This is a genomic window from Nocardia sp. NPDC019323 (genome assembly GCF_044389845.1).
GTDB lineage: Bacteria > Actinomycetota > Actinomycetes > Mycobacteriales > Mycobacteriaceae > Nocardia > Nocardia implantans.
This window is the reverse complement of record NZ_JBIRYN010000008.1, coordinates 331010-351698: the sequence shown is the minus strand read 5'-3', so window position 1 is coordinate 351698 and position 20689 is coordinate 331010. Positions and strand designations below refer to the sequence as shown.

The window sequence follows — 20689 nt, the reverse complement described above, 5'->3', positions numbered from 1 at the left end:
GGTTCCTCTCTACTGCCCGCTCTTGCGCGCCGCGAGATCGTCGTCGAACCGGGCGCGGATCTCGTCGGCGACGCCGGCGAGGTTGAGTTCGAAGGTGAAGCCCTGCTCGTACCGGTAGCTGCGGTGCACGTCCTGCACATCGATGCCGTTGAGCGCGCGCTTGGCCGCGCGGATCACCCGGCCGTCCTTGGCCGCGATGTTCTTGGCCAGCTCCAAGGCGGCGGCGTCGAGTTCGGCGCGCGGCACCACCTGGTACACCGAGCCGTAGTGGTGCAGCTGCTGTGCGGTGATGGTGCTCGCGGTGTAGAACAGCGCCCGCATCAAGTGCTGGGGGACCAACCGTGCGAGGTGGGTCGCCGCGCCGAGTGCGCCGCGGTCGACCTCGGGCAGTCCGAAGGTGGCGTCGTCGGAGGCGATCACGACGTCCGCGTTGCCGACCAGGCCGATGCCACCGCCCAGGCAGAAGCCCTGCACCGCCGCGATCACCGGCACCTGGCACTCGTACACCGCCGCGAACGCCTCGAAGCAGCCGTGGTTGGCGTCGATCAGCGCTTGGTGGCCCGGCTTGCTCTGGATCTCTTTGATATCGACGCCCGCGTTGAAGCCCCGGTTCTCCGCGCGCAGCACCACCACTTTGGTGTCCGGGTCGCGGCCCGCCGCGCGCACTTCATCGGCGATCGTGAACCACCCGTCCGTCGGGATGGCGTTGACCGGCGGATAGTCCACCGTGACCACGCTGATGCCGGTCGATTCCGAGTGGCGATTGATCCCCATGGCGAGTCCCATCGTGTGTGCACGCATTGGCAAAGCAAGCAGTTGCTTGGTAGGTTAGCACGGTGCCACTCGAAATCGATCTGTCCGGCCGCGTCGTTCTGGTGACGGGCGGTGTGCGCGGTGTCGGCGCGGGCGTGAGCAAGGCGTTCCTGGCCGCGGGCGCGACCGTCGTGGCGTGCGCGCGCCGACCGGCCGACGCGCCCGTCGAAGCCTGCGGCCGCGCGATCGACTTCGTGCCGTGCGATGTGCGGGACGAGGGCGCGGTGCGCGCACTGATCGACACGATCACCGAGCGTCACGGCCGGCTCGACCATCTGGTCAACAACGCGGGCGGCGCTCCCTTTGCACTCGCCGCCGACGCGAGCAAGAACTTCCACGCCAAGATCGTCGAGCTGAACCTGCTCGCTCCGCTGCTGCTGGCGCAGGCCGCCAACGCGGTGATGCAGCGGCAGGACGAGGGCGGCTCCATCGTCAACATTTCCAGCGTCAGCGGGCACCGTCCGTCGCCCGGCACCGCCGCCTACGGCGCGGCCAAAGCGGGCGTGGACAGTCTCACCGGCTCGCTCGCCGTCGAGTGGGCGCCGAAGGTGCGGGTGAACTCGCTGGTGGTGGGGCCGGTCGACACCGAGTTGAGCCGAATGCACTACGGCGATCAGGACGGCGTCGACGCGGTGGGCCGGACCATCCCGCTCGGTCGCATGGCCCGTCCCGACGATGTCGGCCGCTGCGCCGTCTTCCTGGCCTCGCCGCTGGCCGACTACGTCAGCGGCGCGACCCTGCTGGTGCACGGCGGCGGCGAACGGCCCGCCTTCCTCGCCGCCTCCAACGCCGACCAGCAGTCCTGAACACGACCGGACACGAAGAAGGACACATATGGACACCGAGCAGATCTGCGCCGGGCGCGTCGTCATCGTCACCGGCGCGGGCCGGGGCATCGGCCGCGCGCACGCCCTCGCCTTCGCCGCGGCGGGCGCCAGCGTCGTGGTCAACGACATCGGTTCGACCCTCGACGGCGCGGCCACCGCGGAAACGCCCGCCGCGCAGGTGGTCGCCGAGATCGAGGCGCTGGGCGGCCGCGCGGTGGCCAACGGTGACGACGTGGCGGACTGGGAAGGCGCCCGCAGGCTCGTCCACCAGGCCGTCGATACTTTCGGCAAGCTGGACGTGCTGGTCAACAACGCCGGATTCGTGCGCGACCGGATGCTGGTCAACCTGGGCGAGGACGAGTGGGACGCGGTGATCCGCGTGCACTTGAAGGGCCACTTCGCCACCATGCGGCACGCGATCGAATACTGGCGTGCGGAGTCCAAGGCCGGCCGTCCGGTCGACGGGCGGATCATCAACACCAGCTCCGGCGCCGGTCTGCAGGGCAGCGTCGGCCAGAGCAACTACGGCGCGGCCAAGGCGGGCATCGCGGGCCTGACGCTGACCGCCGCCGCCGAGTTCGCCCGCTACGGCGTGACGGTGAACGCGATCGCCCCGTCCGCGCGCACCAGGATGACCGAGACGGTGTTCGCGGACATGATGGCCAAGCCCGACAGCGGCTTCGACGCGATGGCGCCGGAGAACGTGTCTCCGCTGGTCGTGTGGCTGGGCAGCGCGCAGTCGGCGGCGGTGACCGGACGGGTGTTCGAGGTGGAGGGCGGCAAGGTGGCGCTGGCCGACGGATGGCGGCACGGCGTGCCCGTCGACCGCGGCGCCCGCTGGGATCCGGCAGAACTCGGGCCGGTCGTGGCCGATCTGATCGCCAAAGCGACTCCGCCGGAGCCCGTGTACGGGGCCTGACCGGCCTCGACCCTTTCGGGGGCGCGTTCGCGGACCGGGGTTTAGTATGGGCACCCGTCCGTTTGGGAAGTCCCGTGTGAGAGTGGCGACCGGGCACAGAACTGCGCTTCGACTGATGAGGGGAAGGCTCGGCGCATGGAGGTAGGTCGCGCATTCCGTGTGCTGGCGGCATCCGGCGCCGTCGCCGGCTCCGCGCTGCTCGGCAGCCCTGCCTCCGCCGACGTGCCGTCTTCCTGCCCCTCGTGCGTGGCGGATCCCGCTCCGCCGCCCTATGACAGCGGCGATCCCTGGTTTCCCCTGACCGTGCCGGGGCAGCCGTCGAAGATCAGCACGGTCCCGGCACGGCCGACCACGGGGACCGGCACCGCCGCGCCGGGTCCGGCGGGGGCAAGTACGGCCGGTCTCGGCACCGGTTCGGCGGGATCGGGGATCGCACTCGGCACCGGTTCGGCCGGTCTGGGCCTGGTGCTCGGCTCCGGTTCGGCTGGACTGGGTGTTGCGCTGGGTTCTGGTTCGGCTGGTCTTGGGGTCGCGCTGGGCACTGGTTCGGCTGGTCTCGGGGCTGCGCTGGGCACTGGTTCGGCTGGTCTTGGGGCTGCGCTGGGCACTGGTTCGGCTGGTCTCGGTGTTGCGCTGGGTTCTGGTTCGGCTGGTCTTGGGGCTGCGCTGGGCACTGGTTCGGCTGGTCTCGGGGTCGCGCTGGGCACTGGTTCGGCTGGTCTTGGGGCTGCGCTGGGCACTGGTTCCGCTGGTCTTGGTGTGGTGCTCGGCTCCGGTTCTGCCGCCTTGGGTTCGGCCGCGGTGGGCACCGGTTCGGCTGTCCTCGGGCTCGGTTCGGCTGCGGTGGGCACCGGGTCCGCGGTCCTGAGTGGCACCGGTTCGGCAGCGGTCGGGTCGGCGGCTGTGGGTTCGGCCGCAACCGGTTCCGCCGCAATGGGGACCGGCTCAGCCGTCCTTGCTGGTACCGGTTCCGCGGCGACCGGGTCGGCGGCTGTGGGTTCGGCCGCAACCGGTTCCGCCGCGGTGGGTTCGGCGGCAATCGGTTCGGCCGCCGTCGGGTCCGCGAGTCCGCTTCTGCCGTTGTTGATTCCGCTTCCGCAAGTGACCGCTCCGCCCACTCCCGCGCTCCCGCCGATAACCGTGCCATCGGTTCCCGCTCGCGAGGCGCCAGGGCGCGCACCGATACCGGTAGGCGCGCCGTCGATTCCGCCACTCGACGCGCCCCTGCCCGACCTCACCGACCCCGCCCCGCCACAGGCGCGCGGGCCGGGTTCCCTTCCTGCGGTCCGTCCGGCCGCCGTCGCCGACGATCTGCCCGCCCCGCAGCTGCTGCCGGTGATCGGCGGACTGATCGCGTTCGCCCTCGCGGGCGCGGCGTCCGGCGTGATCAGTTTCCGGAGCGCCGCGGCCACGCAGGCCAGGATCGACGCGGCCCGCGCCCAATTCTTCCCGAGGCCGGGAGAGGACCGTCGATGAGCGTGAGCCGGATACGCGATGACCTGCGTTCCTATCGCCGGGTCGCCGCCGCCGTCGACGCGGTGTGCGCGGTGGCGGCCGACTTCGACGCGACAACGCTGGACGAAGTGGTCGGTGCGATCGCGGACGAGCGCCGCCGCGACATCGAGATCGCCAGCGCAAGACTGGGTCCCGGCGTCTGCGGCCAGCGCAGGTTCTATCCCGACCGCGACGTGATCGTGCTGGCCGAGACGCTACCGAGCCGCGAGCACACCCTCGCCCACGAACTGGGGCACATCGTTTTCGACCACGAAGGCGCGCCCGCACCGGAAGTGACCCTGGAGGCGAGCGACGACCTGATCGCCTACATGCTCAGTCAGCGCGCCCATCAGCGGATCGTCGACGACGGCACGGACGAGCTCGCCGAATGGGAAGCCGAGACGTTCGCCGCCATGCTGATGACCAGACTGCGCGTGTTCAACAGCCGGGGCGCGGGCGTCTCGGTCCTTCGATTCGACGAGGCGCTCGGATGATCCTGTGGGCGACAGCTCTGCTGGTCTGGATGGCGGCCGGCGCGCGGGTGGGGCGCGTGCTGGTCAAGCCGGCGACCACGGCCCGCGTCGCCATCGTCGTCGCGGTCGCCGCCGTCGCGCTCGCCGCGACCGTCGCGGTGCCCGAGATCGCGCTCGCCGTGGACCATCTCGTGCCGAGGGGCCTGCACGCGGGCCTGCTGTCCGATGGCGTCGCCACCGCGAGCTGGATCGCGTTCGCGACGGCCACCTCGGTGGTCGCAGCGGCGGCCTGGCCGGTGGTGTCGCGGCGGCATCTGCGGCGAATCGCCCTGGCGATCCACGGCGTCGGCCTGTGCGCGGTCGTGCTCACGCTGGCCTGGTCGTTCACACTCGGCTGGGCGGTGGTGGCCGCAGGGTGCGCGTTCGTCGTCGTCACCGGTCTGCGCAACCTGGACTGGACAGCGCTCGGCCGCGGCATCGCGCTGTATACGGCGGGCACGGCGGTGATCGCGGTGCTGGCCGTGGACCGCATTCGGCACGCGCCGCGCGTCGTGCCCGGCGATCCGGGCTGGGCCTGGCCCGCTCGGGCGGTCGCGAGCCTGGTCATCGCGCTGGGCGCGGTGTGGATCGTGGTGGAACTCTGGGTGCGCGCGCGGCTGCTGCTGCGCCGGATCCGCCCGCTGCATCGGACCATGGTCGGTCGTTTTCCCGAGGTGGTCGCGCACGAACAGAGCGGATTCTCCACGCAGTTGAGGGCTTCCGACCAGGTGGCGCAGATCATCGACGCGCTGTATCTGCAGTCCGGCGGCGGCCTCGTGCTGGCGGAACTCGCTGCGCCGCCCGCTTCGGTGGCGGACCGGGCCGATCGGGTGGCCCGGTGGGCGCGCGATCCCGCGGGGGCGGCCGCGGTGGACGCGCGGTGGATTGCTCCGCCGGAGGGGATTAGTCCGCGCGGCTGGGTGCAGGCCGTCGCACGCGCCTATCGGACAACCGCGCCCGGCTCCGCTCGAAATTGATCGACTTCGCGCGAATGCGATCAATCGGGCGCAATAGCCGGTCGATCGGACTATTCGGACAGACCGGTGGGACCGGGAATCCTCTTCGCTGCGAACGGCCGTCGGCGAACCCCGCCGAAAGTGCATATGTAAGTACACCATCGGTGGCGCGGCACTAACCGGCGCGCGGTCACGCCCCAATTTCTCTGGGGGCGACCACGCGCCGGTTGTGTGCTTCGCCCGCTTACGCGCGCATAACACAGCACAGTGCGACCCGGTGGGTCGCACTGTGCTGCCGTGCAGATGAACCTATTCGGTTCCATCCGGAGGAATTTCGGGCAAGCCCTCGCTTGCCCGCAACTTCTCCGCCATGGAGGTGAGCAGATTCTGTGATTCTTCGGACAAGTCGAACGCTCTACTCGACAGCCGTCGCAGTCCGTAGCCCTGCAGCTGGGACAGCAGCTCCAGATCGTGATCGATCTTGGCGGCGTAGATGTCGTTGAAGAAGTAGTCCGGCTTGACTTTGAAGAACTTCGCCAGGGCGGCCACCGTCTCATCGGACGGGTTCGTCCGCTGTCCCGACCGCAACTGCGACAGGTACGGTTTCGAGATCGGATGTCCGGAGGCCGTCAGCGCTGCCGCAACCTCCGCGTTGGTGTGCGGCTTACGCCCCGGGGGATGCACGGTTTCGAACAGCTTGTTCAGCCGCGCCGCGAAATCAGCCATTGTGAGCCGCCCAATTCCCTTCGCTGTACTAACAGTCGTTATCTCGGATACGTATCATTGATATTAGCGGCTCAGTAACTGAAAACCTACGCCTGATTCCGGATTTCCTTGAAGCTTCTAGGTCGGAAGGCGGCGAAGGTACTGGGACGGTCGCGTTTGCGGGTCACCCCAAGGCCTCTCGAGAAGCCGCGGTACGAACCGGTTCTGGCCCGTCGCTGCGGTCTCGCCGCAAGGGGTCTTGATAGCCGCAAGATAGCTGACATCTCATGAACTCGGCCGTACATGGGTTTGTGTGGCGTACGACACGTTTGCGCCCGTGGGGGATGAACGTTCAACCAACGCGCATGAAATGGTTGAAGTCACAAACGTTCGATGATCGTTCCTGTCGCGAGTGCGCCACCGGCGCACATGAGAACCATTGCGGTGCTGCGGTCGGAGCGCTCCAGTTCGTGCAAAGCCGTTGTGATGAGGCGTGATCCGGTCGAGCCGACCGGATGCCCCAGGGCGATGGCGCCACCGTTGACATTAACCCGATCCATGTCAGGTTGGTGTACAGAAGCCCAGGAAAGTGCAACCGAGGCGAACGCTTCGTTGATCTCGAAAAGGTCGATGTCGCCGATATTCATGCCGGACCGTTCCAGCAGCCTGGTGCACGCCTGCACGGGGCCGTCGAGGTGGAACTCCGGCTCCGCGCCGACCACCGCCTGTGTGACGATCCGTGCCCGCGGTCGCAAACCCGCACGCTGCGCGGCCTTCTCGTCCATCAGCAGCACCGCGGCGGCGCCGTCGGAGATCTGCGAGGACGACCCGGCGGTGTGCACGCCGCCCTCCAGCACCGGCTTCAGCTTCGCCAGGCCCTCGACGGTGGTCTCGCGCAGGCCCTGATCCCGTGTCACGTCGAGTTTTTCGCCGGTGGGATTGCCTTCCTTGTCGACCGCGGGAGCGGTGACGGTGAGCACCTCGCGATCGAACCGGCCTTCCGCCCACGCCTGGCCGGCCAGCCGCTGCGAGCGCGCGCCGAACGCGTCCACGTCCGCGCGAGTGATGCCGCGCCGCTTGGCGATTCGCTCCGCCGCCTCGAACTGGTTGGGCAGGTCGATGTTCCACGACGCGGGCCTGCGCGGCCCGGCGTGCTCGCCGACGTTGGCGCCCAGGGGAACCCGGCTCATCGCCTCCACGCCGCAGGCCATGCCGATGTCGATGGCGCCGGCCGCGATCAGGCCCGCGATGAGGTGGTTGGCCTGCTGCGCGGAACCGCACTGGGTGTCGATCGTGGTGGCGCCGACCTGCCACGGCAGGCCCGCGTGCAGCCATGCCACCCGGGTGACGTTGTTGGACTGCTCGCCCGCCTGGGTGACGCAGCCGCCGATGACCTGCTCGACCTGCGCGGGGTCCAGGTGCGCGCGCTCGAGCACCCCGCGCTGGGCCGCGCCGAGCAGTTCGGCCGCGTGCAGGCCCGACAGCCAGCCGCCGCGCTTGCCGATCGGGGTCCGTGCGGCCTCGACGATCACCGGTGTGCCCATGTCCAACCTTTCCCTTGGGACAGAAAACTGAAACGCGTTCATAGCACTTGCCAGAGGCAGATCTGTCCGGTTTCTTTCCTCGTTCTCGCGCCTGTGCTTCAATGATTATAGAACGTGTTTCAGTTTGTCGAAGGAGACATCTGGTGGTAGACACTCGGAATGCCCGGCCGAATCTCCCGGACGGGTTCGACGTCACGGACCCGGACATCTACGCCGAGCGTGTTCCGGTCGAGGAGTTCGCCGAACTGCGCCGGACCGCGCCGATCTGGTGGAATCCGCAGTCCCCTGACGTCAGCGGCTTCCACGACGACGGCTTCTGGGTGGTCAGCAAGCACGCCGACGTCAAAGAGGTCTCGCGGCGCAGCGACGTGTTCTCCAGTTTCGAGAACACCGCCATCCCGCGGTTCAACGACGACATCGCCCGCGAGCAGATCGAGCTGCAGCGGATCGTCCTGCTGAACATGGACGCGCCGGAGCACACCAAGCTGCGCAAGATCATCTCGCGCGGCTTCACCCCGCGTGCCATCAACGGCCTGCGCGCGGAGCTGTCGGCCCGCGCCGAATCGATCGTGAAGGCGGCGGCCGAGTCGGGCTCGGGCGACTTCGTGACCCAGATCGCCTGCGAACTGCCGTTGCAGGCCATCGCCGAGCTGATCGGCGTGCCGCAGGAAGACCGGATGAAGGTCTTCTCCTGGTCCAACGACATGACCGGCTACGACGACCCGGAGAGCACGGCCGACCCGGTCGCGGCGTCGGCGGAGATCCTGGGCTACGCCTACCAGATGGCGGCCGCGCGCAAGCAGTGCCCGGCCGACGACATCGTCACCACGCTGATCGAGGCCGATGTCGACGGGGACAAGCTCACCGAGGAGGAGTTCGGCTTCTTCGTGATCATGCTCGCCGTCGCGGGCAACGAGACCACGCGCAACGCCATCTCACACGGCATGATCGCGTTCCTGGAGAACCCGGACCAGTGGGAGCTGTTCAAGAAGGAACGCCCCGCCACGGCCGCCGACGAGATCATCCGGTGGGCCACCCCGGTCACCTCGTTCCAGCGCACCGCGCTGGAGGACACCGAACTCGGCGGCGTCCAGATCAAGAAGGGCCAGCGCGTGGTCATGCTGTACCGCTCGGCCAACTTCGACGAGGAGGTCTTCGACCACCCGGAGAAGTTCGACATCATGCGCAAGGACAACCCGCACCTGGCCTTCGGCGGCACCGGCGCGCACTTCTGCATCGGGGCGAACCTGGCCCGGCTGGAGATCGACCTGATCTTCAATGCCATCGCCGACCACCTGCCCGACATCACCAAGGTCGCCGACCCCAAGCGGTTGCGTTCGGGCTGGCTCAACGGGATCAAGGAGTTCCCGGTCGACTACAAGACCTGCCCGGTGGCGCACTGAGACATAGAAAGGCCCTCGCACTTCGGTGCGAGGGCCTTTTCGTCCGGTACCGAGTCAGCCGATCGGCCGCGCGGTCTTCATGGCGCGATCGACCTCCCAGAATGCCCGCAGTGCGGCGATCTTGCCCTCCTCGTTCACCCGGTAGGTGAACACGCCGTCGGCGTCGATCAGGTGCCCGCCGATGGTGCTGCGGATCGTGCCGGTGAAGGCGATCTCGCGGCCGCAGGCGAACGAGTCTCCGAAGAGGAATTCGATCAGATCGGTCTTCGCGATCGCCTTGTCCCAGAACGCGGCGATGGCCTCGGTGCCGCGGTGACCCTTGCCCTCCGGGTCGAAGCCCGACGGGCCGATGGGGTCCTCCACGACGCCGTCCTCGGCGAACAGGGCGACCCAGGCCTGCTTGTCCCGGGCGCGCACCGCGGCCTGCGAGGCGAGGCCCGCGGCGCGGGCCGGATGTTCGGTGGTGGTCATACGGCCTCCCTCGACCGGTTGACGGGCCTCACCGCGCGGCGAGGACGGGTTCGGCGATGTATTGCTGGGCGAACTTGCGCAGCGAGTCCTGCTTGGCGGCCAGTTCGCCGTCGAATCCGATGCCGTCGGCCAGCCAGGGCACCACGATCGCGTCGGTGACGCCCGCGTCCGCGAGATCTTGATAGCCGGACCGGCCGAAGCGATCGACGCACACCGCCTGGATCTCGAAGGGCTCGTCGGCGCGGCCGTACTCCGAACGCAGCGCGGCGAGCTTGCCGATGGTGTTCCGCAGTTCGTCGTAGGTCATCATGGCCGAGGTCCAGCCGTCGCCCACCCGTGCGGCGCGGCGCAGCGCCGCCTCGGTGTGTCCGCCGATGTAGAACGGCACCGGCTCGCTCGGGGCCGGACTCATCTGGAGCGGATCGAAGTCGAAGAACTCGCCGTGGTACTCGACCATGCCGCCGGCGAGCACCAGTTTGATCACTTCGATCATCTCGTCCACCCGCGCGCCGCGGCGTGCGAACGGCACGCCGCACCACTCGAATTCCTCCGGCGCCCAACCGATTCCGACGCCGAAACCGAAGCGGTTGCCCGACAGGTTGGCCACCGAGCCGACCTGCCGGGCCAGCAGCAGCGGGTTGCGCGAGCCCAGCTTCAGCACGTTGGTGTAGAAGCGGATACGGCTGGTGCCGGCCGCCATGGCGGTCGCGCCGATAAGCGGATCGACCCACGGGGTGTCCGGCCCCCAGAACCTGCTGCCGTCCGGGGTGTAGGGGTACTTCGCCGACGCCGACTTCATGTAGAACAGTGAGTCCGGCAGCGCGATCGACGAGAAACCGCACTCTTCGGCGGTCTTCGCCAGTTCGGTCAGCTGGTCCAGCGGACTCAGCGCTATGCCGACGGTGAACTTCAGCGCGGTCACCGTCGCTCCGATCCGACCACCCACATCGAGAAGTACTGCGAACCACCGCCGTACGCGTGGCCGAGCGCTTTGCGCGCGCCCTCGACTTGATAGTCCCCGGCCCGTCCCATGACCTGCTTGGCGGCCTCGGCGAACCGGATGAGTCCGGAGGCGCCGATCGGATTGGACGACAGCACGCCGCCGGACGGATTGACCGGAAGGGTGCCGCCGATCTCGGTCTCGCCCTTGTCGGTGAGCTTCCAGCCGTCCCCCTGCGGCACGAAGCCGAGGTTCTCCAGCCACATCGGTTCGAACCAGGAGAACGGGACGTAGATCTCGGCCACGTCGATCTCCTCCAGCGGGTTGGTGATGCCCGCCGTCTGCCACAGCGCCGCGGCCGCGTCCCGGCCCGCCTGCGGATTGACCTGGTCGCGTCCGGCGAACGTGGTCGGTTCGGTGCGCATCGCGGTGCCGTGTACCCAAGCGACCTTCCGTCCGGTGGCCTCGACCGCTTCGGCCGCGTCCGCGTCGCCCAGCACGATCGCGCACGCGCCGTCGGAGGACGGGCAGGTTTCGTCGAAGCGGATCGGGTCCCACAGCATCTGCGAGGCGAGCACCGATTCCAGCGTGATGTCGGGCTGCTTCAGGTGCGCCAGCGGGTTCTTGGCTCCGTTGCGGCGATCCTTCACCGCCACCATGGCGCCGATGTGACCGGGGGCGTTGGAGCGCCGGATGTAGGAGCGCACGTGGGGGGCGAAGTATCCGCCCGCGCCCGCGCCGACCGGCATGGTGAACGGCACGGGGATCGACAGCGCCCACATGGCGTTCGACTCCGACTGCTTCTCCCAGGCCACGGCGAGCACGCGCTTGTGCACGCCCGCCTGGATCAAGTTGGTCGCGACGATGCCGGTGGAGCCGCCGACCGAACCGGCGGTGTGCACCCGCAGCAGCGGCTTGCCGGTGGCGCCGAGCGCGTCCGCCATGAACAGTTCGGGCATCATGACGCCCTCGAAGCCGTCGGGCGCCTTACCGACCACGACCGCGTCGATGTCGGCGATGGTGAGACCGGCGTCGGCCAGGGCACGATCGATGGCCTCGCGGCACATGCCCGACATGGACACGTCGGTCCGTTTCGTCACGTGATGGGTTTGTCCGGTGCCGAGCACCGCGGCGGGCAAGCTCATCGGTTCTCCGATTCCAAGACGGTCACAAGGTTCTGCTGCAACGCTGGGCCGCTGGTGGCGTGCGCCAACGCGCGATTCGCCGAGCCCGCGATGATGGCCTCGGCTGCGAAGCCGATGCGTTCCAGGCCCGCGGCGAACATCGGGTGCGCCGCGAGTGCGCCTCCGGACGGGTTCACCTTCGTGCCGTTCTTCAGCCCGATCGCCTCGGCGAGGATCAGCTGCTGATGGCTGAACGGCGCGTGCAGTTCGGCGATGTCGAAATCGCTCACGTCGCCGCCGGTGACCGCCTTGGCGGCGGCCGCCGTCGAGGGCGAGACGGTGAGGTCGCGCGCACCGAGCACGGGAGTGTCGATCCGGTGCGCCATGCCGGTGATCCAGGCGGGACGTTCGCACAGTTCGCGGGCGCGGTCACCCACGGCGAGCACGATCGCGGCCGCGCCGTCGGTGATCGGCGCGATGTCGTGAGCGCGCAGCGGATCGGCGACGTAGGGCTGGTCGAGCAGGCTGTCGACATCACCGTCACCTGCCGCGACGGCTGCCATGTCCCGCTCGGTCCAGCGGCCCGCGTCCAGACCGGCGCGCGCCTGCAGGCCCGCGATGGACCAGGCGTCCGGCCACAGCGGCGCGACCAGGTAGGGGTCCAGCTGCATGGTGAGCACTTGGCGCAGCGTGCCGGCGGAGGACTTGCCGAAGCCGTACACCAGCGCCGTCGTCGCCTGCCCCGAGCGCAGTTTCACCCACGCCTCGTACAGCGCCCACGCGGCGTCCATCTCGACGTGCGATTCGTTGATCGGCGGCACCGCGCCGATGGCGTCGATCGCCGAGATGAACGAGAAGGCGCGTCCGGCGAGGTAATCGGACGAGCCGGAGCACCAGAAGTCGATGTCGGACTTGGTGATGCCGAGTCGGTCGTAGAGCTGCTGGAAGCAGGGCACCAGCATCTCGACACCGTTGGTGGTGCCGAAGGTCTCCGGCACGTGCGGCGCGTGGGCGAAACCCACGACCGCGATGTCGGTGGCGTTGTCAGTCAACGTGCGCCTCTCTCAGAGGTGGTGCTTATAGGTCTCGTAGTCGGCGTCCGGCTCGCCGGAGGGGCGGAAATGGTCCACGTTCTCCAGGCCGTAGCCCCACTCCTCGCGCGGCTTCCACACCGCCTGCACCCGCATGCCCATGCGCACTTCGCTCGCGTCGCATCCGAGCACCAGATGCAGCACCGGGATGTCCGCACCGTCCAGCAGCACGTAGGCCGCGACGTACGGCGGCTTGATCCGCTGGCCCATGAACGGCACGTTGACGATGCAGAAGGTGGTCACGGTGCCGTGATCGGACAGTTCGATGAACTCGTCGGTCGGCCTGCCGTCGGTGGGATTCGCGCCGCGCGGCGGGAAGTACACCTTGCCCGCGGCGTCGGTGCGCGCGCCGATCAGCTTGCCTTCGGCGAGTCCGCGCAGGTAGACGGTCTCCTGCGGCGAGGCGGTGTGCTTGTAGGACAGGTCGACCGGCGTGGTGATCATGGTGACCGGGTCGGCGGCGGCGGACTCGACGGGTCCGGAGGACTTCTCGCCCGGCTCGAAGCAGAGGATGTCGCGAATGCTGCCCTCGGTCTGCTCGGCCCAGCGGGCGGTCACCCGCAAGCCTTGGTGGATGTCCTCGGGCGCGGCGACGTCGACGGCGTGCAACAGCGTCGTGTCGGCGCCGTCCAGCCGGATCAGGGCCCACGCGAACGGCCGGTCGAACGGCTGGCCGGGCAGCGGCTCGCGCACCCAGGTCCACGATTCGACGGTGCCGGTGTCGGCGACGTCGACGAATTCGGTCAGCGGTTCGGCGGTGATCGGATCGTATTCCGGCGGCGGCACGATCACCCGGCCGTCCGAGCCGGGCGCGCCGACGATCTTGTGGTCGCGCAACCGGGTCAGGAAGGTTCCGATGGTGGAGCCGACGGAGCGGGTGTAATCGAAACGCACCCGCAGGGGCGCGCTGAGTACCTCGGGCACGGCGTCCGTGTTCAATGCCGTGCCGCTACCACCAGCGATTGCCGTGGATGCAGTATTCCCCTGAGTCACGATATCGAGTAGAACAGGTTCTAACTCTGGTGGCAAGCAGTTGATCGGAAAGGGGTCCGGCGTGAAGTTCGGATTGCAACTCGGGTACTGGATGGCCCAGCCGCCCGCGAACGCGGGGGAGCTGGTGGTGGCGGCCGAGGAAGCCGGGTTCGACGCCGTCTTCGCCGCCGAGTCGTGGGGCTCGGATGCCTTCGGTCCGCTCACCTGGTGGGGTTCGTCCACGCGGCGGGTGCGCCTGGGCACGTCGGTGGTGCAGATGTCGGCGCGTACGCCCGCGGCGACCGCCATGCACGCGCTCACCCTCGATCATCTCAGCGGTGGCCGCGCCATTCTCGGTCTGGGCGTCTCGGGTCCGCAGGTGGTGGAGGGGTGGTACGGCCAGCCGTTCGCCAAGCCGTTGCAGCGCACCCGCGAGTACGTCGGGATCGTGCGCCAAGTGCTGGCCAGGCAGGCGCCGGTCACCAGCGACGGCCCGCACTACCCGCTGCCGTACACCGGGCCTGGCTCGATCGGGCTCGGCAAGCCGCTGAAGCCGATCGTGCATCCGCTACGTGCGGATTTGCCGATCTGGCTGGGGGCGGAGGGGCCGAAGAACGTGGCGCTCACCGCCGAGATCGCCGACGGCTGGCTGGCCATCTACTACGCGCCGCGGCTCGCCGGGATGTACGACGAGTGGCTCGACGAGGGCTTCGCGCGCGCGGGCGCGCGGCGCAGCAGGGCGGACTTCGAGATCGCCGCGAGTTGCCAGGTGGTCATCACCGACGACCCGGCGAGCGAGCTGGAACGGATGCGCTGGATCATGGCGCTCTACATCGGCGGCATGGGCGCGCCGGAACTCAATTTCCATGCCCAGGTGTACCGGCGCATGGGGTACGACCGCGAGGTCGACGAGATCGGCAAGCTGTTCCAGTCGGGCAAGAAGGCCGAGGCCGCCGCGGCGGTGCCGGACGAGCTGATTCTGGACACCGCGATCATCGGCGACGAGGAACATGTCCGCAAACAACTGCGGGTCTGGGAGGCCGCCGGCGTCACCATGATGCTGGTGTCGGTTCCCGATGTCGCGCAATTGCATCGGCTCGCACCCCTTGTCGAACAGTAGAACACGTTCTAAATTCGATGGGGTGACTGCCTCACCCGCCCCGTCGGCTCCGCCTCCTCACCAGCCCCCCGCGCAGGAGCCAGTGCAAATTCTCGGTCTGTGGAACATCGCCGAAGCCGAACCCGATCGGATCGCGATGGTCGATCCCTGGGGCCGGGAGGTGACGTATCGCGAATTGGCCACGCTGGCCAATCGTTACGCCACCGGCCTGCGCGGGCTCGGCTTGAACACCGGTGACGTGCTGGTGACCATGGTGCACAACTGCGTGGAGGCGATCGCGGCGTATTTCGCGGCCTACCAGTCCGGGTTGTACATCGTCGCGGTGAACTGGCATCTCACCGGTCCGGAAGTGGCCTACATCCTGTCCGACAGCGAAGCCAAGGCGTTCATCGCCAGCGATCGTTTCGCCGCCGCCGCCAAGGCCGCCGCCGACGAGGCGGGGCTGCCCGCGACGGCGCGCTTCGCGGTGGGCGAGATCGAGGGCTTCAAGTCGGTGGCCTGGCTCGGCGCGGCCGACACCGGCCGTCCCTCCGACCGCAGCACCGGCGCGCCGATGCTCTACACCTCCGGGACCACCGGACGGCCCAAGGGCGTCCGGCGGCCGCTCACCGGCGCGGACCCCGATGTCGTTCCGCCGCACACCACCGCGTTCTTCGGCCTGTTCGAGCTCGCGCCCTACGACGACCACGTGCACATCTGCGGCTCGCCGCTGTACCACACGGCGGTGCTGAACTTCGCCACCATCTCGATCCAGCTGGGCCACAAGCTGGTTCTGATGGATCGCTGGGACGCCGAGGACATGCTGCGGCTGATCGACAAGCACCGGGTGACGCACAGCCACATGGTGCCCACCCAGTTCCATCGGCTGCTCGCGCTGCCGGAGGAGGTGCGCGCCAAGTACGACGTGTCCTCGCTGCGCAGCATGGTGCACGGCGCCGCGCCCTGCCCGCAGGAGACCAAGCGGCAGATGCTCGAGTGGTGGGGTCCGACGGTCACCGAGTACTACGCGGCCACCGAGGGCGGCGGCACGGTGATCAACGGCACGGAGTGGCTGCGCAAGCCGGGTTCGGTCGGCAAGGCGTGGCCGTGGTCGGTGATCAAGGTGCTCAGCGAGGAGGACGGCTCCGAGGTGCCGGTCGGCGAAACCGGCCTGGTCTACATGCGCATGGGCGCGTCGAGTTTCGAGTACCACCACGACAAGGCCAAGACCGAGGACTCGCGCGTCGGCGACCTGTTCACCGTCGGCGACATCGGCCACCTCGACGAGGACGGCTACCTCTACCTGCACGACCGGCGCTCGGACCTCATCCTGTCCGGCGGTGTGAACATCTACCCGGCGGAGGTCGAGAACGTGCTGATCACCCACCCGAAGGTCGCCGACGTCGCGGTCTTCGGCATCCCGCATCCGGATTGGGGCCAGGAAGTGAAGGCCGTCGTGCAGCCCGCCGACGGAACCGACGGCGACGACACGCTCACCGAGGAACTGCTCGCCTTCGCCGCCACCCAGTTGGCGAAGTACAAGATGCCCAAGTCGATCGACTATCTGCCCGAACTGCCGCGCGATCCCAACGGCAAGCTCTACAAGCGCAAGCTGCGGGAGCGGTACATTCCCGCCTCCTGAGACCCGCCCCCGGACGGACGGCTGTCGGGCAGCGTCCGGCAGACGGTAGGCGCCGCGTAGCCGGGCCGCTGGGGCTGTGACCCGGCCACGCGACGACGCCGAAAGCGCATGCGCCCTTCACGATTCCCGTGAAGGGCGCATTCGTGTCCCCGCGAGATCGGACTCTGGGGGCTTACGTCGTCTCGATTCCGCTCCGGCTCACTCGTCCGGTGTGTACTCGGCGTACCGCCCCGACGTGGGGAAGGTGGCTAGGGCCAATTCCCGTGCAGCTTGGGTCAATGCGGCTATGGCCCGGTGCTCGGGACCGAGGTACCGGCCCGCTTCCTCTGTGATCTGTTGGAGCTGGTCTCGTAGCCGCACCGAGGTTTCCTTGTCGAGTGCGCCGGGGGGGTCCGTGGTAGACATACCGCTCCTCTGGTCAGAACCGGTGATGCCACTTGGAGGTCGGGACCTCCACCGCGCCGGAGGCATTGTTGTAGGTGAACTGGTGCCCCTGAATCTTGCCGCGTATACCGACGCTGACACGCCACTTCCCGGCGTAGCACGCAGCCGACGCCGCGTAGGAGTGTCCACCGCCCCGGAACGGTGGGGGGATGGTCGAATCGGTTCGGGTAGAGACAACCTCCCACCGACCGCCTTCCTCGTGCTGCAACGCCAGGACGACTATGTGTTCGTCCGGCGGGAAATCACACGCGGCAATACCGTCGCCCGTGATCTGGGGCGGTAGCACTGTCGGCACCGAGTGCGTGAACTCGAAATCGCAACTGCGGGCGGCGTGGGCCGCGCCGGTAGCCGCTGGACTCATGCCGATCAGCACAGCCGCAGCGATCAGCCCAGTAATGGTTTTCAACGGTTATCCCCCGATTTCGATGTCAGACCGGACCTAACTCGCTCCAGAAGATCGGGCGTTGGAGGTTCCCACTCGTCAAAGCTGGAGAGAAGAAACAGACCCGATCTCGTACCGGGATCACGTTCCGGAAAACCCTCGCCGGTCATCTAGATACCGCCTTGCTGACACGTATCTTCGCGTTCGATCCGGTCCCGCCCCTGTTTCGGTATCCGCTGAGGCCAGAACACCACCGCGAAGAACGCGACCAACGGGACAGCGAAGGCTATGAACAACCCCATCACGCGGGCTCCGTCTCGTCGTCCGCCGAACCGAGTCGTTCCGCTTCACCAGGGCCGAACGCCCGAGCATCGGTTCTGTACGTGCAATCTCGTGCACGACATGATTCGGAGGTACACAGATGCCGTTACGTTTCCTTGGCAAAGGCGGAAGCACCAACAACGGGTGTCCTACTTTGCTGGCGAATGATCCCGGCGGGTACGTCGTCCAAGCATGGAAAACGGACCAGGCCGATACAGTCGAGTTGCCACACCTGCTACTCGGGTTCTTGGAACCGGATACGTTCATCGGTGCGACGTTGACCGACACCGGCCGGGGAACATTCCGGCTCACCGGTCGGCCGGTCACTGAACCGGAACTACTCGCCCAGCTCGACATCGCGGCCGACGAAACCGCTATAGAGGTTCCGAAGCTAGAAAGGACATTCTACGGTGCTGCTAGTGCCCGATGAAGGGTTCCCGGACCTACTCCGGACCTGCAAGCGGGAAGCGTTTCATCTCGAAGTGCTCGACACTTACGCCGAACCGAACGAGCATGAACCGTTCCGGCGATTCCTGGCAGACGAGCCGGATGACTACGCATGGTTCCAGCCGTGGACCGAGCTGATACAGGAGACGACCAGCCGGGGTGTAGCGGTCACACGGGTACGAATCGTCACCGAACCGCACACCGACTACACCCGGTTCGCGCTTGCCGTGGCAGCGCTCAATGTACGGGCAGGCGAAGACATTCGATATCTTCCCCGGCATCATGCCGGGGAAGTCCCTTCGGATGACTACTGGCTACTTGATGACGAAACAGTGGTCTTCTCAGCGTTCGGGGAGTCCGGAGGTTGGTCCGGTGCGGCAACTACCGACCCGCACATTGCCGCGTACTGTCGCGGGCTCCGAGCCCGGTTCTGGCCTCTTGCCACTCCGTTTCCGGAGTACGTCACACAGTGACCGGTTCAGTTGACCAGCAGCGCGAGTATCTCGGGGCGCAACTCCGAGGTATTCGCGTTGCCGCCGGGTTGTCCGGTGCGGAGTTGGCACGCCGTAGCGGATGGGACCCAAGCAAGGTCTCAAAGATCGAATACGGCCGGATACGCCCGTCTCTAGAGGACATCTCGGTGTACTGCCGACACTGCAACGCGGGTGACCAACTAGCAGACCTCCACGCGGCGCGGCAGAGCATCGATACCGCGTACCTCGAGTGGCGGAAGATTCTCGGTACCGGAACCAAGCGCAGACAGCAAGCGTCGATCAAGTGGGAATCCGAAGCTCGGATCATCCGATCGTTTGAACCGGTCTTGGTTCCCGGTCTTCTACAGACCGCCGACTACGCGGCGGGCATCCTGCGGAAGGTGATCGAGTTCCAGCAGATTCCGAACGATCTGGACGCGGGTGTATCCAAGCGGTTGCAGCGGCAACAAGTCTTGTATCAGCGGGATCACTTGTTCCACTTCGTCCTTGGTGAACAAGCGTTGTATACCACCGTTGGCGACGCTCAGACGATGGTCGGCCAGCTCGACCGGCTCTTAGCTGTCCAAGGTATGCCACGTGTGACGCTCGGTATCGTGCCGATGCTGGCACCGTTCGAGACGGCTACCACGTCGTTTCTGATGTTCGATTCGAGCCGTGTCCTGGTCGAAAACATAACAGCAGAGCTGTCGATCACTCAGCCGCGAGAGATAGCGGTGTATCACCGGACGTTCGATGTCCTGGCCGGTCAGTCCGTGACCGGCGAAGCAGCACGGGAGCTGATCCGCAAGGCGCTGGACGCCCGTACGCCCCGACCGTGACCGTGACCGTGCAGGGGGATTCGCTGGTCAGCGGTTCGGGAACCTTCTCCACGTCGATCTTCGCGCACGGTGCAAGAGGACGGCGGCGCCTACTCGCGCCCGAACAGCAGGGCTCGAAGCGGTGCTGTTCACACGACGCATCCACGGCGCTTATGCCGCGAAGGGCGCCTCGGGTCAGATGCTCTCGCGCAGTTCAGGTGCGAGGCCGAACAGCGGGAACAACTTCTCGGTGTCGAGGAAGAAGTTCAGTCCGGCGATGGTGTCGCCGTCGAGCTCCAGCACCGTGATCGACCACGGGACCCACACGCCCGGCTCGCCGCTCGGCTTGTAGTGGCCGAAGGCGGGCAGGCCGTTGGCGCCTTCCAGCCGGACCAGTCGCGAATCGCGGCAGGCGCTTCCGTGGCCGAGCATGAACGCGGCCACGTTCTCCGGGCCGGAGATCCACAGCTCGATCGGCGGCATGGACAGCGCCACATCCGCTTTCAGCAGCGAGGTGAGCGTGTCCATGTCGTAGGCCTCGAACGCTTTGACGAAACCGTCCACCAGTTTGCGCTGACCCTCGTCGGTTTCGTCGTAGGTGTCGGTGGCCGCGGGCTGGACCTTGGACATGGTGGCGCGCGCTCGCTGCAGTGCGCTGTTGACCGACGCGGGCGACATGGTGAGCGCCTCGGCGGTCTCGTTGGCGGAGAAACGCAGCACCTCGCGCATGATCAGGATGGCGCGCTGGGTGGCTGGCAGGTGCTGGCAGGCGGCGACGAAGGCCAGGCGCAGCGTGTCCTTGGCGGTGGCGTGCTCGGCCGGGTCGGCGCCGAAGGCCAGGGCGTTCGGGATCGGTTCGATCCAGACGTAATCCGGCTGCGGCGCGGGCAACGGCGCGTCCGGCCGGGACGGACCGGACAGATCCATCGGCCGGGCGCGGCGCTGCGGACCGTCGAGCATGTCCAGGCAGACGTTCGTGGTGATCTTGTACAGCCAGGAGCGGAGGCTGGCGCGGCCCTCGAACGAGTCGTAGGACTTCCACGCCCTGGTGAGCGTCTCCTGCACCGCGTCCTCCGCTTCGAAGGAGGAGCCGAGCATGCGGTAGGCGTACGCGCAGAGCTCCCTGCGATGGGTCTCGAACGCGGCGAGCAGATCGGGAGCGAGGCCGGCGGGGGAGGCTGGCGAGTCGGTCATGGGGTCACCCTGCCACAGGCCACCGACACAAAACAGGCCCGCGAACTCGAGCGCAGCCCCGATCAAGATCACTAAACCTACTGGCATGTGGGACCTGT

The 20689-nt window shown here is 67.8% G+C and carries 21 protein-coding genes; 10 read left to right on the top strand and 11 right to left on the bottom strand.

Annotated features, from left to right (window positions below; translation table 11 throughout):
- Positions 1 to 9: 9 nt before the first annotated feature.
- A complete protein-coding gene (locus ACH49X_RS27265) occupies positions 10 to 774 on the bottom strand; it encodes an enoyl-CoA hydratase family protein (RefSeq protein ID WP_195078100.1) in 765 nt (254 codons plus the stop codon).
- A gap of 62 nt (positions 775 to 836) precedes the next feature.
- Between ACH49X_RS27265 and ACH49X_RS27260 the strand changes: the two genes are divergently transcribed.
- From ACH49X_RS27260 to ACH49X_RS27240, 5 genes are all read left to right on the top strand, one after another.
- Positions 837 to 1619, top strand: a complete 783-nt coding sequence (locus ACH49X_RS27260; protein WP_195078101.1) for an SDR family oxidoreductase — start codon at positions 837 to 839, stop codon at positions 1617 to 1619.
- A 28-nt stretch (positions 1620 to 1647) separates the two neighbouring features.
- Positions 1648 to 2559 carry an SDR family oxidoreductase gene (locus ACH49X_RS27255; RefSeq protein ID WP_195078102.1) on the top strand — a complete coding sequence of 304 codons (912 nt, stop codon included), beginning with the start codon at positions 1648 to 1650 and terminating at the stop codon, positions 2557 to 2559.
- A gap of 1101 nt (positions 2560 to 3660) precedes the next feature.
- Positions 3661 to 4035 carry a hypothetical protein gene (locus ACH49X_RS27250; protein WP_357206631.1) on the top strand — a complete coding sequence of 125 codons (375 nt, stop codon included), beginning with the start codon at positions 3661 to 3663 and terminating at the stop codon, positions 4033 to 4035.
- Positions 4032 to 4547: an ImmA/IrrE family metallo-endopeptidase gene (locus tag ACH49X_RS27245; protein WP_195078104.1), complete on the top strand. Its 516-nt coding sequence runs from the start codon at positions 4032 to 4034 to the stop codon at positions 4545 to 4547. The genes ACH49X_RS27250 and ACH49X_RS27245 overlap by 4 nt, the downstream gene beginning before the upstream one ends.
- On the top strand, positions 4544 to 5542 hold the full coding sequence (locus tag ACH49X_RS27240; protein WP_195078105.1) for a hypothetical protein: 999 nt from the start codon (positions 4544 to 4546) through the stop codon (positions 5540 to 5542). Before ACH49X_RS27245 ends, ACH49X_RS27240 begins: the two co-directional genes overlap by 4 nt.
- A 288-nt stretch (positions 5543 to 5830) precedes the next feature.
- On the opposite strand, the gene ACH49X_RS27235 is transcribed toward ACH49X_RS27240, so the two are convergent.
- Positions 5831 to 6247: a helix-turn-helix domain-containing protein gene (locus ACH49X_RS27235; RefSeq protein WP_011207048.1), complete on the bottom strand. Its 417-nt coding sequence runs from the start codon at positions 6245 to 6247 to the stop codon at positions 5831 to 5833.
- Positions 6248 to 6606: 359 nt separating this feature from the next.
- On the bottom strand, positions 6607 to 7770 hold the full coding sequence (locus tag ACH49X_RS27230; protein WP_357110253.1) for a steroid 3-ketoacyl-CoA thiolase: 1164 nt from the start codon (positions 7768 to 7770) through the stop codon (positions 6607 to 6609).
- A gap of 101 nt (positions 7771 to 7871) precedes the next feature.
- On the opposite strand from ACH49X_RS27230, the gene ACH49X_RS27225 reads away from it, so the two are divergent.
- The gene (locus ACH49X_RS27225; protein ID WP_323124115.1) at positions 7872 to 9173 is read left to right on the top strand and encodes a cytochrome P450; all 1302 of its coding nucleotides are present in this window, start codon (positions 7872 to 7874) and stop codon (positions 9171 to 9173) included.
- A 54-nt stretch (positions 9174 to 9227) separates the two neighbouring features.
- Here ACH49X_RS27225 and ACH49X_RS27220 read toward each other — a convergent pair whose 3' ends face one another.
- The 5 genes from ACH49X_RS27220 to ACH49X_RS27200 are packed head-to-tail and all read right to left on the bottom strand — an operon-like array spanning position 9228 to position 13738.
- Complete coding sequence (locus ACH49X_RS27220) at positions 9228 to 9644, bottom strand: nuclear transport factor 2 family protein (RefSeq protein WP_357206629.1); 417 nt, start codon at positions 9642 to 9644, stop codon at positions 9228 to 9230.
- A gap of 28 nt (positions 9645 to 9672) precedes the next feature.
- A complete protein-coding gene (locus ACH49X_RS27215) occupies positions 9673 to 10557 on the bottom strand; it encodes a TIGR03619 family F420-dependent LLM class oxidoreductase (RefSeq protein ID WP_357206660.1) in 885 nt (294 codons plus the stop codon).
- Positions 10558 to 10562: 5 nt separating this feature from the next.
- Positions 10563 to 11729 (bottom strand): thiolase domain-containing protein, encoded by a 1167-nt coding sequence (locus ACH49X_RS27210; RefSeq protein WP_195078109.1) that lies wholly within the window; start codon positions 11727 to 11729, stop codon positions 10563 to 10565.
- Positions 11726 to 12760, bottom strand: coding sequence for a thiolase domain-containing protein (locus tag ACH49X_RS27205; RefSeq protein ID WP_357206627.1), 1035 nt, complete (start codon positions 12758 to 12760; stop codon positions 11726 to 11728). Before ACH49X_RS27205 ends, ACH49X_RS27210 begins: the two co-directional genes overlap by 4 nt.
- A gap of 12 nt (positions 12761 to 12772) precedes the next feature.
- Positions 12773 to 13738 carry an OB-fold domain-containing protein gene (locus ACH49X_RS27200; RefSeq protein WP_357206625.1) on the bottom strand — a complete coding sequence of 322 codons (966 nt, stop codon included), beginning with the start codon at positions 13736 to 13738 and terminating at the stop codon, positions 12773 to 12775.
- Positions 13739 to 13853: 115 nt separating this feature from the next.
- Here ACH49X_RS27200 and ACH49X_RS27195 point away from each other — a divergent pair, with 115 nt between their 5' ends.
- Entirely contained in the window at positions 13854 to 14891 is a 1038-nt protein-coding gene (locus tag ACH49X_RS27195; RefSeq protein WP_357206623.1) for an LLM class F420-dependent oxidoreductase, read from the top strand.
- A gap of 82 nt (positions 14892 to 14973) precedes the next feature.
- On the top strand, positions 14974 to 16512 hold the full coding sequence (locus tag ACH49X_RS27190; RefSeq protein WP_357110244.1) for an acyl-CoA synthetase: 1539 nt from the start codon (positions 14974 to 14976) through the stop codon (positions 16510 to 16512).
- Positions 16513 to 16710: 198 nt separating this feature from the next.
- On the opposite strand, the gene ACH49X_RS27185 is transcribed toward ACH49X_RS27190, so the two are convergent.
- Together ACH49X_RS27185 and ACH49X_RS27180 are read right to left on the bottom strand one after the other, a co-directional pair.
- Positions 16711 to 16917, bottom strand: coding sequence for a hypothetical protein (locus tag ACH49X_RS27185; RefSeq protein ID WP_357206621.1), 207 nt, complete (start codon positions 16915 to 16917; stop codon positions 16711 to 16713).
- A 13-nt stretch (positions 16918 to 16930) separates the two neighbouring features.
- Positions 16931 to 17362, bottom strand: a complete 432-nt coding sequence (locus ACH49X_RS27180; RefSeq protein ID WP_357206619.1) for a hypothetical protein — start codon at positions 17360 to 17362, stop codon at positions 16931 to 16933.
- A 716-nt stretch (positions 17363 to 18078) separates the two neighbouring features.
- Between ACH49X_RS27180 and ACH49X_RS27175 the strand changes: the two genes are divergently transcribed.
- Together ACH49X_RS27175 and ACH49X_RS27170 are read left to right on the top strand one after the other, a co-directional pair.
- Positions 18079 to 18579, top strand: coding sequence for a DUF6879 family protein (locus tag ACH49X_RS27175; RefSeq protein WP_357110235.1), 501 nt, complete (start codon positions 18079 to 18081; stop codon positions 18577 to 18579).
- On the top strand, positions 18576 to 19418 hold the full coding sequence (locus tag ACH49X_RS27170; RefSeq protein WP_356963628.1) for a helix-turn-helix transcriptional regulator: 843 nt from the start codon (positions 18576 to 18578) through the stop codon (positions 19416 to 19418). Before ACH49X_RS27175 ends, ACH49X_RS27170 begins: the two co-directional genes overlap by 4 nt.
- 174 nt (positions 19419 to 19592) lie before the next feature.
- Here the strand turns inward: ACH49X_RS27170 and ACH49X_RS27165 are convergent, their stop codons facing one another.
- Positions 19593 to 20591 carry a sigma-70 family RNA polymerase sigma factor gene (locus ACH49X_RS27165; RefSeq protein WP_357206617.1) on the bottom strand — a complete coding sequence of 333 codons (999 nt, stop codon included), beginning with the start codon at positions 20589 to 20591 and terminating at the stop codon, positions 19593 to 19595.
- Positions 20592 to 20689: the final 98 nt, after the last annotated feature.